General features: G+C 65.6%; 12 protein-coding genes and 1 tRNA gene. 6 read left to right on the top strand and 7 right to left on the bottom strand.

The features are described 5' to 3' along the window. The first annotated feature begins 10 nt into the window (after positions 1–10). Together J2805_RS22425 and J2805_RS22420 are read left to right on the top strand one after the other, a co-directional pair. Positions 11–703, top strand: coding sequence for a GntR family transcriptional regulator (locus tag J2805_RS22425; RefSeq protein WP_309980238.1), 693 nt, complete (start codon positions 11–13; stop codon positions 701–703). Positions 704–780: 77 nt separating this feature from the next. Further along, a tRNA-Pro gene (locus tag J2805_RS22420) sits at positions 781–857 on the top strand. A 198-nt stretch (positions 858–1,055) separates the two neighbouring features. Here the strand turns inward: J2805_RS22420 and J2805_RS22415 are convergent. Then, positions 1,056–1,283, bottom strand: coding sequence for a hypothetical protein (locus tag J2805_RS22415; protein WP_309980237.1), 228 nt, complete (start codon positions 1,281–1,283; stop codon positions 1,056–1,058). 131 nt (positions 1,284–1,414) lie between these two features. On the opposite strand from J2805_RS22415, the gene J2805_RS22410 reads away from it, so the two are divergent. Continuing rightward, positions 1,415–2,689, top strand: a complete 1,275-nt coding sequence (locus J2805_RS22410; protein WP_307052248.1) for a helix-turn-helix domain-containing protein — start codon at positions 1,415–1,417, stop codon at positions 2,687–2,689. A 35-nt stretch (positions 2,690–2,724) separates the two neighbouring features. Here J2805_RS22410 and J2805_RS22405 read toward each other — a convergent pair whose 3' ends face one another. Both J2805_RS22405 and purD read right to left on the bottom strand, forming a co-directional pair. Then, positions 2,725–3,678: a phosphoribosylaminoimidazolesuccinocarboxamide synthase gene (locus tag J2805_RS22405; protein WP_309980236.1), complete on the bottom strand. Its 954-nt coding sequence runs from the start codon at positions 3,676–3,678 to the stop codon at positions 2,725–2,727. A gap of 1 nt (position 3,679) precedes the next feature. Continuing rightward, positions 3,680–5,005: a phosphoribosylamine--glycine ligase gene (purD, locus tag J2805_RS22400; protein ID WP_309980306.1), complete on the bottom strand. Its 1,326-nt coding sequence runs from the start codon at positions 5,003–5,005 to the stop codon at positions 3,680–3,682. Positions 5,006–5,096: 91 nt separating this feature from the next. On the opposite strand from purD, the gene J2805_RS22395 reads away from it, so the two are divergent. The 3 genes from J2805_RS22395 (at position 5,097) to J2805_RS22385 (ending at position 8,213) form a co-directional block, all read left to right on the top strand. After that, entirely contained in the window at positions 5,097–6,674 is a 1,578-nt protein-coding gene (locus J2805_RS22395) for a molybdopterin-dependent oxidoreductase (protein WP_309980235.1), read from the top strand. A gap of 56 nt (positions 6,675–6,730) precedes the next feature. Further along, complete coding sequence (locus J2805_RS22390; protein WP_309980234.1) at positions 6,731–7,747, top strand: asparaginase; 1,017 nt, start codon at positions 6,731–6,733, stop codon at positions 7,745–7,747. A gap of 64 nt (positions 7,748–7,811) precedes the next feature. Further along, positions 7,812–8,213: a sterol carrier family protein gene (locus J2805_RS22385; RefSeq protein WP_309980233.1), complete on the top strand. Its 402-nt coding sequence runs from the start codon at positions 7,812–7,814 to the stop codon at positions 8,211–8,213. 186 nt (positions 8,214–8,399) lie between these two features. On the opposite strand, the gene J2805_RS22380 is transcribed toward J2805_RS22385, so the two are convergent. The 4 genes from J2805_RS22380 to J2805_RS22365 all read right to left on the bottom strand — a co-directional run bounded on the left by J2805_RS22380 (position 8,400) and on the right by J2805_RS22365 (position 13,296). Continuing rightward, positions 8,400–9,911, bottom strand: a complete 1,512-nt coding sequence (locus tag J2805_RS22380; RefSeq protein ID WP_309980232.1) for a cation:dicarboxylate symporter family transporter — start codon at positions 9,909–9,911, stop codon at positions 8,400–8,402. 220 nt (positions 9,912–10,131) lie between these two features. Continuing rightward, entirely contained in the window at positions 10,132–10,911 is a 780-nt protein-coding gene (locus J2805_RS22375; RefSeq protein ID WP_309980231.1) for an SDR family oxidoreductase, read from the bottom strand. A 42-nt stretch (positions 10,912–10,953) separates the two neighbouring features. Beyond that, positions 10,954–11,697 carry an aspartate/glutamate racemase family protein gene (locus J2805_RS22370; protein ID WP_309980230.1) on the bottom strand — a complete coding sequence of 248 codons (744 nt, stop codon included), beginning with the start codon at positions 11,695–11,697 and terminating at the stop codon, positions 10,954–10,956. Between the two features lie 30 nt (positions 11,698–11,727). After that, entirely contained in the window at positions 11,728–13,296 is a 1,569-nt protein-coding gene (locus tag J2805_RS22365; RefSeq protein ID WP_309980229.1) for an NCS1 family nucleobase:cation symporter-1, read from the bottom strand. Between the last annotated feature and the right edge of the window lie 421 nt (positions 13,297–13,717).

Genomic DNA, 13,717 nt, shown 5'->3' with positions numbered 1-13,717 from the left:
GAGCAAAAAGATGGAATCCGCAGTCCCCGCCCTGGCCTCGGGGTCCCTGTCCGAACACGTGGCAGAGATCCTCCGGGAACGGATCATCTCAGGGCAGATTCCCGCGGGCGGCAAACTGAACGAACGCGAACTTGCCTCGGAGTTCGAAGTATCCCGTATCCCCTTGCGCGAGGCCCTCCCGCTCCTTGAAGCGGAAGGCTTCATCGCAACCGAGCCCCGGCGCGGCGCCGTGGTCCATACCTTCACGCTTCGCGACGCGGAGGAAGTATTTGACCTGCGGCTCCAGCTCGAACCCCTGGCCGCCGGCTGCGCCGCCCGCCGGGTGGCCGCGGGAGCCGACCCGGGCCGGCTGCTGGAAGCCTTGGAATATGCGCGGGGAGGGATTCCCGGTGAACAGTCATCAGGCCGCAACTCGGACCTGCACGAGGAGATTGTCCTGCTTGCGGACCACCTGCTGCTGCAGCGGCTGACCAGCCTGATGAACGGACGGGTCCGCTGGCTGTTCCGGCTGACACCGGAACGGGACACCCCCGGAATGTGGAAGGAACACGAGGAACTTGTCAAGGCCATAGCCGCCGGCCAGTCCGCCCTCGCGGCGGCCCTGGCCACGGCACACGTTGAACGCGGCAGGGCTGCTGCCCTCCCTGTCCTGGCGCAGCGGCTGCCCGCCGAGGCCACGCCCAGGGTGGTGCGAAAGCGCTAGCCGGGAGCAATTTTGGCCCCGATTTCGCATCCGGGGCAAGCATCCGCTATTCTTGTAAAGTTGCTTTTGCAGCGGATCGGGATGTAGCGCAGCTTGGTAGCGCGCTTCGTTCGGGACGAAGAGGTCGCAGGTTCAAATCCTGTCATCCCGACCAAACGCAAAGAGGGTCTTCCATTCGGAAGGCCCTCTTTGCTTTGCCATGACGCCTCTCGTCTCAGGCGTCAGAGGCTGTCATCGGGTTCCCGGCGCTTCATGACACTCCCTGGCGTCGTTTTGATTAAAAAAGAGCTCCGGGACATGGTTCGCGCATGTCCCGGAGCCTGCGGTCCCTTGCGGGAGGTGCATCAGCCGTCTACATCGGGTCCGGCCAGTTGCCGATGGAAGCCTGGAAAGACATGGGGTCCGGCCAGTTGCCGATAGCCTGCATCGGATCGGGCCAGTTGCCAATGGCGGTGGTGCTTGTGCTTCCCAGCTGATCCACCCAGTTGCCAACGGGACCTGCAGACAACACTGCGGGGGCCGCGGCTGAAAACGCCAGTGCGCCAGCCAAAGCGGCGGCGGCTGCGATCTTCTTCAACATTAGGTTTCCTCAATACGAGTCGGATTCGTTACAAAGTCAGCACTGCCCTTGTTGACATACATTGTAAAATGTTTTCCACAGAGACTGTCAAGCATTTGGTACAAAGACTGTCCGGAATAAGGAGGAAACCCGTGGGGAACGGATTCGGGGAGAAGCTCCGCGCCGAACGACTCGAACGTGGGTTGACGCAAGCAGAACTGGGAAAGGACCTCTATTCTCCCAGCTATATCTCCCTCTTGGAAACAGGTCGGCGTGAACCAACCGCCGATGTTATAGAAGAGTTAGCACGCCGGCTCGAGCTTGCCCCCAAAGCGTTGGAAGCCTGGAGCCAGCCCATCTCAGTCAGCGATGCCGAGTACGTACTGGCCGGTCTCTATGCACGCCAGGCCTGGGACCTTCGTGACTACCCGCTCGCGGCGGCCCACGCAGCCACAGCCGCCCAGATAGCCCTCGAGGGCAAGAACACCAGCGCCTGGTGGAACATGACCTACATGCAGGCGGAATGCCTCATGAAGCAGGGCCAGCTGCAGGAATGCCAGAACATCATGCTGCACCTCCTTGAGCACCCCATGGCCACCGAGTCCGCCGGCCTGGGAGTGCGCGCCCGGCAGATGCTCGCTGCTGTGTGCCATGGGCAGGGGCAGCTGGCCACCGCCGTCGAGCATGCCCAAAAGGCCGTTGAGCTGTGCTCCCAGCTGCCGAAGGGGTCAACGCTGATCATCGGTGCCCTGCGCGCGCTGATCGGCGCCCTGGCCGAAAGCGGCCGGCTGGACGAAGCCTGGACCTACTGCCAGGCAATGAACGACCAGATGGACGACCAGTCCATCTCGCAGCTCGCAGGCGAAGTGGCCTGGGTGATCGGCAACGTGGCCTTCATGCGGCATGACTATCCCGAGGGCATCAAGTACCACGAGCGGGCGGCCAAACTGCTCTCGCCGGCCAATGACATCGAACTCTGGGCCCGCTTCAACAAAGCCTCCGCCGCGGTGCGGCTCTCGTCCGGCATCGTGGAACCGGAAACCCTCTCCGCGATCGAACGCGCCGAACTGGCCCTGTCCATCGTCGGCGGAAACAAAACCGACCAGCTCGAAGTGGCGTTCATCCGCGCGCGCTGGCTCTACCTCACCGGTGACATCCCCGCAGCCGTGGAGAAACTGCGCGAGATCCATGCCGAGCGCAAGGCCCTTGCCCGCCACACCGCAGGCGAAGTATCGCTCCTGCTGGGGAAGTCGCTCAAGGCCGCCGGGGAGTCCGACGAAGCCTTGGTGCTCCTCGAGGAGGCCCAGAAGGAGTTCAGTGCCGCCGGCGCCTCGGACCGGGTGCAGCAGGCCATGGACGCCGTGCTGGAGATCAAGCTGGCCCAGCGGCGCGCTGCCGCGGCCGAAGCCGCGGCAGAGGCCAGCTAGGAACGCCCCTCAGGCACGTCCGTTCGGCAAATTCCCTAAGCGAACTTGAGCCCGGTGAGCTTTTCGTACGCCTCAACATAACGGCCGCGCGTGCGGCTCACCACGTCCGCCGGCAACGCAGGCGGGGGTACGTCCGAGGACCGGTCCCAGCCGGATTCGGGGGACGTTAGCCAGTCGCGGACATACTGCTTGTCGTAGGACGGCTGGGACTTGCCCGGCTCGTACGTTGCCGCATCCCAGAACCGCGAGGAGTCAGGGGTCAGGACCTCATCACCCAGGGTGATGACGCCGGTGGCCACGTCGAAGCCGAACTCCACCTTGGTGTCAGCGAGAATGATGCCGCGTTCACGGGCGATTTCCTCCGCCCTGGTGTAGATCTTCAGTGTCAGCTCACGCAGGCGCGCGGCAACGTCGTCGCCCACGAGCCCCACCACGGCGTCGTAGGTGATGTTTTCGTCGTGCTCCCCCACCTCCGCCTTGGCGGACGGCGTGAAGATGGCCTCGTCCAGGCGCGAACCGTCCACCAGGCCCTCCGGCAGCGGAATGCTGCACACGGTGCGGGACACCTGGTACTCCAGGAGTCCGGAGCCGGTGAGGTACCCGCGGGCGATGCATTCCACCGGGAACATATCCAGCTTCTTGCAGATCATGGCGCGGCCTTCGACCGCAGCGGGAACCCCGTCCTGCACGGTCGATGCCAGCACGTGATGCTCCACGTCCAGCTGGCCGAACCACCACAGGCTGAGCTGGGTGAGGATGCGGCCCTTGTCCGGGATCTCGCTCGACAGCACGTGGTCGTAGGCGCTGATGCGGTCACTGGCCACCACCAGGACGCAGTCCTGGCCGAACTGCTCCGTGAGGGAATCGTCCGCGGGAACGTACAGGTCCCGCACCTTCCCGGAGTAGACGTGGCGCCAGCCCGGCAGGTCCAGCGTTTCGGTGTCCAGGCCCGCCTTGGGGGCTGCGTCCTGCTGGGAATTCTCCGTCATGCTATGCCTTTGCTTTCGTCACGGGCAGCGTTCCGGTGACGGATCCGTTGGTGGCCGCCACTTTGATCTCGCCGCGCGCCGCCTTGCGCCCGATATCGGTGCGGAACTGTCCGCCTTCAAGCTGCACCAGCTCCACGCCGTCGTACGCCCGTTCCCGGGCCTCCACAAGGTCGGTTCCCAGCGCCACCACGGCGAGCACGCGGCCGCCGGCGGAGACCACCTTGCCTTCCTCGTCCAGCTTGGTGCCGGCGTGGATCACGTGCACGCCTTCCAGCTCGTCGACCTTCTTGAGCCCGCGGATGCGGTCCCCGGTCCGCGGGGTGTCCGGGTAGTTCTCGGAGGCGACCACGACGGCGACTGCGGTGTCCTTGGACCAGCGCAGCTCTTCGGCCTTGTCCAGTTCGCCCTTGGCGGCTGCCAGCAGCAGCGAGCCGAGCGGGGTCTTGAGCCGGGCCAGGACGGCCTGGGTTTCGGGATCTCCGAAGCGGACGTTGAACTCGATGACGCGGGTGCCGCGCTTGGTCAGGGCAAGGCCAACGAACAGCACGCCGACGAACGGGGTGCCGCGGTGCGCCATCTCATTGACGGTGGGCTGGGCTACACGGTCAATGACCTCCTGGACCAGGCCTTCCGGGGCCCATTCCAGCGGGGTGTAGGCGCCCATGCCGCCGGTGTTGGGGCCCTCGTCGTTGTCATAGATGCGCTTGAAATCCTGCGCCGGGGAGAGCGCCACGGTGTTGCGGCCGTCGCACAGGACGAACACGGAAACCTCGGGACCGTCCAGGAACTCCTCGATCACCACGGAGCCGCCCACGTCGAAGCAGGTCTGGGCGTGCGCCAGGGCTTCGTCCCGGTTGTTGGTGACTACAACGCCCTTGCCCGCAGCGAGGCCGTCGTCCTTGACCACGTAGGGGGCGCCGAAGGTGTCCAGCGCGTCGGCGGCTTCCTCGGCGTTGCTGGCGACGCGCGCCATCGCGGTGGGCACGCCGGCCTCGGCCATGACCTGCTTGGCGAAGGCCTTGGACGCCTCAAGCTGGGCGGCTGCCTTGCTGGGGCCGAACACCGGGATCCCGGCTGCACGGACGGCGTCGGACACTCCGGCCGCCAGGGGCGCCTCGGGACCAACCACCACCAGGTCCACCGTAAGCTTGGCGGCCAGGGCGGCAACGGCGTCGGGGTCGTTGGCGTCGATGGCATGCGTGGGGACCAGTTTGCCGATGCCCGCGTTGCCCGGAGCCGCGTGGACTTCCGAAACGTTGGGGTCTGCAAGCAGGGAACGGACAATGGCGTGTTCGCGGCCACCAGGGCCAATGACGAGTACCTTCACAGTCTCCAAGGGTACTTTGTGCACCCGGTCCGGTCCTAAGCCGTGACCTGCCCCGATCAATCCTTTGGCCCGGCAGCTACGAACCCCGGGCATGAAGAAGCTTACGAACTGGCTCAAAGGTCCTACTGCGCTGGCCGCGCTGGCAGGCGTGGCCGCGGCCGCCGTCGTCCTTTCCGTTGCGGAACTGATCGGCGCCTTCTTCACGGCGCGGGCAACGCCGCTGATTGCCCTCGGATCCACCTTTATCGACTTCACGCCGCCCTGGCTGAAGGACTTTGCCATCGCCACGTTCGGCACCAATGACAAGGCGGCGCTGTTTGCGGGCATGGGCCTGACCATCTTCCTGCTCGCCTGTGTGCTGGGGGTGGTGGCGTACCGGAAGTGGGCGCTGGGCGTTGCCGGCGTGCTCCTGATGGGTGCCGTCATTGTTGCCAGCGTGGTCACCCGCGCCGGCGTTGACCCGCTGGACGCAGTGCCCTCCCTGATCGGCAGCGTTGGCGGGCTGGTGGTGCTGCGGCTGCTGATGACGAGGCTGTGGCGGCTGCGCACGTGGCCCGCTGCCGCCGCCGATGTGGCGGCCAAGGGCACCGACCGTCCGGCCACAACGCGCCGCGCCTTCTTTGCCGCCACCGGCATCACAGCCGCGGCGGCGGCCATCGCTGCCACCGGAGGCCGGCTGCTGAGCGCGGCGCGGAGCAACACTGCCCGGGCCCGGGAATCGCTGCAGCTTCCGTCACCTGCCAAGGCTGCCCCCGCCGTCCCGGCCGGCGTCCAGTCCGCTGCGCCGGGCGTCACGCCGTGGATTACGCCGAATAGCGAGTTCTACCGGATCGACACCGCATTGAGCGTGCCCGAAATCAACGCCGAGGACTGGGAACTCCGGGTGCACGGCATGGTGGAGCAGGAAGTCACCCTGACGTTCCAGGACCTGCTCGACGCCGAACTGATCGAATCGCATGTGACCCTCACCTGTGTCTCCAACCCTGTGGGCGGCAGCCTGGCCGGCAACGCCAAGTGGCTGGGCCTCCCCCTCCGCGAGGTACTCAGGATGGCTCGCCCCACCGAAGGCGCCGACATGGTGCTGTCCACCTCCGAGGACGGTTTCAGCGCCTCGACCCCGCTCGAGGTGCTGCAGGACGACCGTGACGCCATGCTGGCGATCGGCATGAACGGCGAGCCGCTGCCGCTGGAACACGGCTATCCCGTGCGGATGGTGGTCCCGGGCCTGTACGGCTTTGTGTCCGCCACCAAGTGGGTTGTGGACCTGGAGGTCACCCGCTTCGCGGACAGCAAGGCGTACTGGACGGACCGCGGCTGGTCCGAGCGCGGCCCCATCAAGACCATGGCACGGGTGGAGGTGCCGAAGTCCTTCGCACAGGTCCCCGCCGGCAGGGTGGCGATCGGCGGCACCGCCTGGGCGCAAACCCGCGGCATCACCAAGGTGGAAGTGCAGATCGACAACGGCCCCTGGACCGAAGCGGTGCTGTCCACGGAGGCTTCCGTGGTGACGTGGCGCCAGTGGTCGTTTGAATGGGATGCCACCCCGGGGCCGCACTACATCAAGGCCCGCGCCACTGATGGCACCGGCGAGGTCCAGACAGACAAGCGTGCCGATCCCGTGCCGGACGGCGCCTCCGGCTGGCAGTCGGTCATGGTCACGGTGCAATAGCCGGCCATGGCCCCGGATTGCCCGGCTTTCCGGCACCCGCACCATAGACTTTAGCCATGCCAGAAAATCCGCATGCCACATTCACCGTGGAGTCCGCCGTCGAACTGGCAGTCGTGGAACGAAGCGGTTTCGTCGAATCCCGGCACATCGGCTCAGCCGTGGTTCTTGCCGCCGACGGGACAGTGGTCACGCAGCTCGGCGACATCACCACCCCCATCTACGCCCGCTCGGCGCTGAAGCCGCTGCAGGCACTGGCGGCCATGCAGGCCGGTGTCCCGCTGCGCGGCGCCCAGGTTGCTTTGGCCTGCGCCAGCCACACCGGGTCGCTGGACCACATGGATGTGGTGGAGGGAATGCTCAAGGCCGCCGGCGTCAAGGAAGAGCAGCTGCAGTGCCCGTCCGCCTGGCCGCAGGACGAGAACGCCCGCCACTGGCTCATCCGGTCCGAGCAGGGCAGGTCCAAGCTCGCGTTCAACTGCTCGGGAAAGCACGCCGCTTTCCTGTGGGCCTGCACCGAGAACGGCTGGGACATCCACAGCTACCTTGAGCCCAACCATCCGCTGCAGCAGCGCGTCCGGTCCGCGATCGAGGAGTACTCCGGCGAACGGATTGCGCACCTGGGCATCGACGGCTGCGGCGCTCCCGTGGCGGCCATTTCCCTGACGGGCCTGGCCCGGGCCTACTCGCGGCTGGCCAAGGCTCCCGGCGACAAGAATTCCAACGCGCGCGCTGCCACCATCGCCACCTCCATGCTCGACTACCCGTGGGCAGTCCAGGGCAAGGGCGAGCCCAACACCATCGTGATGGACGAACTGGAGATCATCGCCAAGATCGGCGCCGAAGGCGTGCTGGCCATGGCCACCACCACGGGCGTGTCCGTGGCCATCAAGGTCCTGGATGGAAACCTTCGCGCCACGACCCTGGTGGGCCTCACCCTGCTCGCCGCCTCCGGCGCCGTGGACATTCCGGGCGTCTCCAGCGTCCTGGAAAAAGTGGTGGAGCCCGTACTCGGCGGGGGACGGCCCGTGGGCAAGATCCGGCTGGGCCACGCCGTCTCGGCACTGCTGGACTGACTGTTTCCTGCTGAATCCGGACCGCCGTTCCGGAACGGCCTGTTTTTTGGAAGGACCTCGAACCTTGGCAGTTTCACGCCGTCGCATTGGCATCGAAGAAGGCCGCGCCGCGCTGGCCGCCTGGCTGGAAGCCGGCGTTCCGGCGTCGGACGTTCCGGCGTCGGGCCCTTCTGTGTCCGGGGTCCCGCGGGCGGTGACCGCGACGGCGGTGCGCTACACCCTGGAGGAGGTCACCGCGCGGGCGCCGGGCAACTCGGTGGAAGTGCGGGTTCCGCCGTTCGGCGTCACGCAGTGCGTGGAGGGTCCGCGCCATACCCGCGGGACTCCCCCGAACGTCATCGAGTGCGACGCCGCCACCTGGCTGGCGATGGTCACCGGCCGCTTGAGCTGGTCAGACGCCGTCGCCTCCGGCAAAGTGGCGGCATCAGGACTGCGGGCGGACCTGTCGGAGCTGCTCCCGCTGTAAGCCCCGGTCCGCCTTCCGGAGTTTGTCCGGATCAAAGGCCTTCGGTGACCTTTTGCGCCCATATACCTCGACAAAACTCAGGCGGCCGAGCCTGGTTGATCCCGGCAGGGTCACGGCGCAGCCCCGCTCCCGAAGTGACCGGGGCGGGGCTGCGTTCCTTTTTGGTTCTGAGTGGCTGTGCTGCCGCTATTCGTGGTTGATGGCGGCCGAGCTGCGCTCCGGCGGCCCTGCGTGGGCGCCTGCGGGCCGGCTCATTTGGAACCCCGGGATGTCCTCGGGGTTGGGACCGCCGCGGAATTTGGGCGAGGGCGCTTCGCCGCCGCTGATCCGGGCGAGCTCCTGGTCCTCGAAGTCATCCTCGACGCCGAGCATGATGGCCGAGTCGTGGTTGGTGATTTCACCCCGGAAGGCACGGACCATAACGCTGCGGTCGAACTGGCCCTCCCACTTGGAGACCACGAACGTGGCCACGCAGTTGCCCAGCAGGTTGACCACAACCCGCATGGAATCCATCAGGCGGTCAGCGCCCAGGAGCAGGGCCACGCCGGCTACCGGGAAGATTCCGAGGGCGGCCGCGGTGGCGGACAGCGCCAGGAACGAGGAGCCGGGCACACCGGCCATGCCCTTGGAGGTCAGGAGCAGGACGCCGAGCGCCGCCAGCTGCTGGCCGAGGTCCAGGTTGTGGCCGAATGCCTGCGCCAGGAAGAGCAGGGAGATAGAAAGGTAGATCGCGGCGCCGTCGAGGTTGAACGAATAGCCCGTGGGGACAACCAGGCCGGTGGTGGCGCGTGAGCAGCCGGCGTTGGTGAGTTTGGTCATGATGCGCGGCATGACGGCCTCGGTGGAGGCGGTGCCGAGCGCCAGCAGGAACTCCTCGCGGGTGTACTTCAGGAAGTGCCAGAGCGGCACCCGGGCAAAGCCCCAGGCCACGAGGAAGAGCAGGCCGATGAAGACAATGGCCGCGCCGTAGCAGGCTGCTATGAGCAGCGCGTAGGTGCTCAGCGTGTCCAGTCCATACTGGCCGATGATGAAGGCCATGGCGCCGAAAGCACCGATCGGGGCCACTTTCATAATCCAGGACATGATCTTGAAGATGAGCTCCAGGACGGTCTCCATGAGGCTGATGACCGGCATGCAGCGCTCGCGTCCGATGACCACAATGGCCGCGCCGAAGAACACCGAGAAGAACAGGACCTGCAGGAGGCTGTTGTTCGCGAAGGCGCCGATGACGCTGGTGGGGATGACGTCCAGGATGAATGCAGCGGCGTCCTTGGGGGCGGCATGGCCGGTTTTGGCGTCCAGGGCCTCCTGGGACAGAGTGCTCGGATCAATGTTCAGCCCGGCACCGGGCTGGACGATGTTGCCTACGATGAGGCCGAAGACCAGTGCGAAAAGCGTGGCCGCGGTGAAGTACAGAAGGGCTTTGACTCCGACCCTTCCGACCGCCTTGACGTCGCCTACGGCCGAGATGCCGGTGACGATCACCAGGAAAATCAGCGGCGCGATGATCATTTTGATGAGCTGGATGAAGCCATCACCGAGCGGCCTCAGTTGTGAGCCGAGGTTCGGCCAGAAATGTCCGATAAGAACACCTGCCACGACGGCGATCAGAATTTGGAAGAAGAGCGACCTATACAGGGGCTTCTTCTTCGACGGCGCCGAACTCGCCTTCAGCGCCGCGGAATCTGGGATCTTCATTGATCTGTACCTATCAATCGGGAACAGCCCCGGAGATCGGGGTCTGTTTCAAAAGTAACCCCCCTCACATTATTCCGCAAGAGGAAATTAGATTTTCACAATGCGGAAAAATGCACAGAATTTCCGTGCACAAAAAACCGCCATAGAAACGGACGCCTGCGCCGGGAAACCCCGATGCGGACGCCCGCCTCCATAGCGGAAAGGTGCGTATTCCCCTTTGTCAGCCCCGGCCGATGAACGGCATGCCGGCGGCCGTGATCACCACCGATCCCACGCTTGCCGACGGCGGCATTCCTGCCATCAGGAGTACGGCACGCGCGGCGTCCTGCACCGGGAACGTGGGCTCCACCCTGCGGCTGCCGTCAGCCTGCAGGGCACCGGAATCGACGCCGATGGTGCCCATAATGTCCGTGGCCGTGTTGCCGATATCGATCTGGCCGCACGTAATGCCAAATTCCCGGCCGTCCAGCTCGATGCTCTTGGTCAGGCCCGTCATGGCGTGCTTGGTGACTGTGTAAGCCACTGTCCGGGGCCGCGGTGAATGTGCTGCAATGGACCCGTTGTTGATGATCCGGCCGCCCTGCGGCTCCTGCGCTTTCATGGCCCGTACGGCCGCGGCGGCGCAGAGCATGGAGCCGGTGAGGTTCACCGCCACCACCGTGTTCCAGTCATCCAGGCCGATTTCATCGACCGATGCGGCCGGGCCGAAGACGCCGGCGTTGTTGAACAGGACGTCAACCCTTCCCCATTTCCCGAGGGCTGCAGCGAAAAGGCGCTCGACGTCGTCGGGCACTGTCACGTCGCAGGGCACCGTCAGCGCCTGGCGGTGGCCGGCCGCGGACTCCAGCAGCGGAGCCTCGCGGCGGCCGGCCAGCACCACGCGGTACCCGTCGGCCAGCATAAGCCGCGCCACCGCCCTGCCGATCCCGGAACCTGCACCGGTCACGACGGCGACCGGTCCCGGCCGGTGGGGTGGTACGGGCCGGTGGGTTGCAGTCATTCGTCGCTCCTTGCGTTGAGGGCCGGGCTGCCGAGGCCCAGGCTACCGGGCAGCGGGCACTTCCGCTGCCGTTATGGGCCAGCCTATGACTGTCTTGGGCCGCGGAGTGGCGAAAGTCCGAACTTTGGACGTGGACAGTCCCAGCCGCACGAGGGATTCGGCGATGGTGACGGCCGCCGCGACTCCGTCCACGACAGGGACACCGGCACGCTTGCGGATCTCCTCGTCCAGCCCGGCCATGCCGCCGCAGCCCAGGACAATGACCTCGGCCTTGTCCTCGCGGACGGCAACCAGCGCCTGTTCGATGATCGCCTCAACGGCCCGCTCCGGTTCTTCTTCCAGCTCCAGTACGGCCATGCCGCTGGCGCGTACAGACGCACACCGCGCATCGAGGCCGGCCAGCTTCAGCCGGTCCTCGATGAGCGGAACCGCCCGGTCCAGGGTGGTGACCACGGAGTATTTGTGGCCCAGGAACATGGCCGTCGAGGCGGCGGCCTCGGTGATATCGACGACGGGAACGTCCAGGAGTTCCTGCAGCCCTTCGCGGCCGTGCTCGCCGTAACCGGCCTGGATGACGGCGTCGAACGGTTCCGGGTAGTTGACCACGGCGTCCATGACGGCGATCGCTGCGAGGTAGCTCTCGAAGTTGCCTTCGCAGGAGTCCGCTCCGAACCGCGGCGTGATCCCGATGATCTCAGTGCCCGGGGCGGCGGCGGACCGCGCCTGGGCGGCGATGGAATCGGTCATGGACTGCGTGGTGTTGACGTTGGCGACAAGGATGCGCATGATGATGTCTTCCGTTTCGGGGGCGGGCGGTCAGTGCGTGCTCGCCACGGCGATTGATTCGCCGTCGACGTCTTCGAGCCGCTGCGAGCGGTCCGCGATGAAGTAGTACACCACCGCGGCGATGCCGGCCGCGAAGAACCACGCGAACGGGGCTGCGGCCTCCATCGCGGGAACGAACGCAATCAGGAGCGCGACGGCTGCTGCCGGAACCAGCGCGATGATTGCCCTGGGGTTGAAGCCCTTCTTGTAGTAGTAGGCTCCGGCGGGGTCTTCCGAGTACAGCTCAATGACGTTGACCTTGCCGCGCCGCAGCAGCCAGTAGTCGGCCATGACGACGCCGAACAGCGGGCCGAGCAGCGCCCCGAGACCGCCCAGGAAGTACACGATCACGAGCGGATTGTTGTACAGGTTCCACGGCAGGATGATGAGCCCGATGGTGCCGCTGACCCAGGCCGCCTTGCGGAAGTTCAGGTGCTTCGGGAAGAGGTTGGTCAGGGCGTAGACGGGAGCCACGAAGTTGGCCATCAGGTTCACGGCGATGGTCAGGATGAGGAGCGCGAGGCAGGCCAGGACCAGGAACAGCGTGTTCGGAATGGTCTGGACGATGTCGGACGGGCTCTGGATGACGGTGCCGTTGATCTTGAACTGGCCGCCGGCCATGACCACCACAATTGCGCCGAAGAGGAGCATGTTGATGGGGATGCCCCAGAAGTTGCCGCGCACCACTGCCTTCTTGGAGACGGCGGACCGGGTGAAGTCGCAGAAGTTCAGGACGAAGGTTCCGTAGATGGCCACCCAGAGCGCGCCGCCGGCGAAGATGGTGCGCCACATGTCCGCGCCTTCGAGGGCGTTATCCGAAGCCCAGGCAATGGAGCCGCCGGCTTCCACGAAGATCCAGACGGCGATGGCCGCCATGGTCACCAGGATGATGGGGCCGGCGAAGGCCTCGTACTTGCGGATCATTTCCATGCCGAAGCTGACGATGACCAGCTGGACGATCCAGAGGAACACAAACGCGGCCCAGCCCAGCGTGGAGAGGCCGAGGATGGAGTTGGTGTCCATCTCGTGGAGCGAAGGGACCATGGCCACGAGCATGACGCGAAGCACCACTGACGCGAGGTAGGTCTGGATGCCGAACCAGGCCACCGCCACGGCGCCGCGGAGGAGGCTGGCGATCTGGGCTCCCCTGATGCCGAAGCTGATCCGGCTCATGACGGGGAACGGTACGCCGGTCTTCACGCCCATGAAGCCAGAGAAGCTCAGCAGGGCGAACAGCAGGATGGCCCCGACGCCGAGGGCCAGGAGGATTTGCCAGCCGCCCAGCCCGAGCGCGAACAGCCCGATGGCGAAGGCATAGTTTCCGAGGCTGTGGACGTCGTTGGCCCACAGGGTGAAGATGCTGTAGCTGGTCCAGCGTCGGCCTTCCCGCTTCGTCGGGGCAAGGTCGATGTTGTAGAGGCTGGGGCTGATGGTGCGCCCGGCTGCGGCGCTTGCTGTTTCACACAGGGCTTCAACGCCCGTGGCGGGATGGACCGGCTGGCCCGACAACTCTGTCGGGGCGGGAGCCGTTTCGACGCCGACTGATGGGGTCGTCTGCATCTGGATCTCCAGTTCTAGGGGATGGGTGTGGCGGGAAGTCTGCGCTTCCGACGACTAATTCCATATAGCGGAAATTAGGTTTTGAAGAGTGGAATAACTCTATGACGTGGATCACCTCGGGTCAAGCAGTTTTGGCGGCGGCCGACGGTCATAATCGGTCCGCAGCCTCGGACCCGCGCCGGACGGACCCGCTCCATGTCGTCACCTTGACCACTCGCGGACTTCTGCATAATCTCGAATGGCAAGAATGTTTTCTCACAATATGAAAACTAAAGCCCAGACATTCAAAGATGAAAAGAGGCTGCCGTGGCTGCAGGAGAAGATAGCTCCCATATCCTCAGCGGGTTGACTAACCAGCTGCCTGATCGTGATCCGGAAGAGACCGCCGAATGGATTGAGTCCCTGGATACGCTGATCAGGG

The organism is Arthrobacter oryzae, assembly GCF_031454875.1.
Classification (GTDB): domain Bacteria; phylum Actinomycetota; class Actinomycetes; order Actinomycetales; family Micrococcaceae; genus Arthrobacter; species Arthrobacter oryzae_D.
Note: the sequence above shows the minus strand (reverse complement) of the source record. Positions and strands in the feature narration are given on the sequence as shown.

What these genes read in the sequence shown, in the direction of transcription:
- J2805_RS22425 (WP_309980238.1), top strand. Translation starts at nt 11, where the DNA reads ATGGAATCCGCAGTCCCCGCCCTGGCCTCGGGGTCCCTGTCCGAACAC.
- J2805_RS22380 (WP_309980232.1), bottom strand. Translation starts at nt 9,911, where the DNA reads ATGAAGATCCCAGATTCCGCGGCGCTGAAGGCGAGTTCGGCGCCGTCG.
- J2805_RS22395 (WP_309980235.1), top strand. Translation starts at nt 5,097, where the DNA reads ATGAAGAAGCTTACGAACTGGCTCAAAGGTCCTACTGCGCTGGCCGCG.
- J2805_RS22365 (WP_309980229.1), bottom strand. Translation starts at nt 13,296, where the DNA reads ATGCAGACGACCCCATCAGTCGGCGTCGAAACGGCTCCCGCCCCGACA.
- J2805_RS22405 (WP_309980236.1), bottom strand. Translation starts at nt 3,678, where the DNA reads ATGACGGAGAATTCCCAGCAGGACGCAGCCCCCAAGGCGGGCCTGGAC.
- J2805_RS22370 (WP_309980230.1), bottom strand. Translation starts at nt 11,697, where the DNA reads ATGCGCATCCTTGTCGCCAACGTCAACACCACGCAGTCCATGACCGAT.
- J2805_RS22375 (WP_309980231.1), bottom strand. Translation starts at nt 10,911, where the DNA reads ATGACTGCAACCCACCGGCCCGTACCACCCCACCGGCCGGGACCGGTC.
- J2805_RS22415 (WP_309980237.1), bottom strand. Translation starts at nt 1,283, where the DNA reads ATGTTGAAGAAGATCGCAGCCGCCGCCGCTTTGGCTGGCGCACTGGCG.
- J2805_RS22390 (WP_309980234.1), top strand. Translation starts at nt 6,731, where the DNA reads ATGCCAGAAAATCCGCATGCCACATTCACCGTGGAGTCCGCCGTCGAA.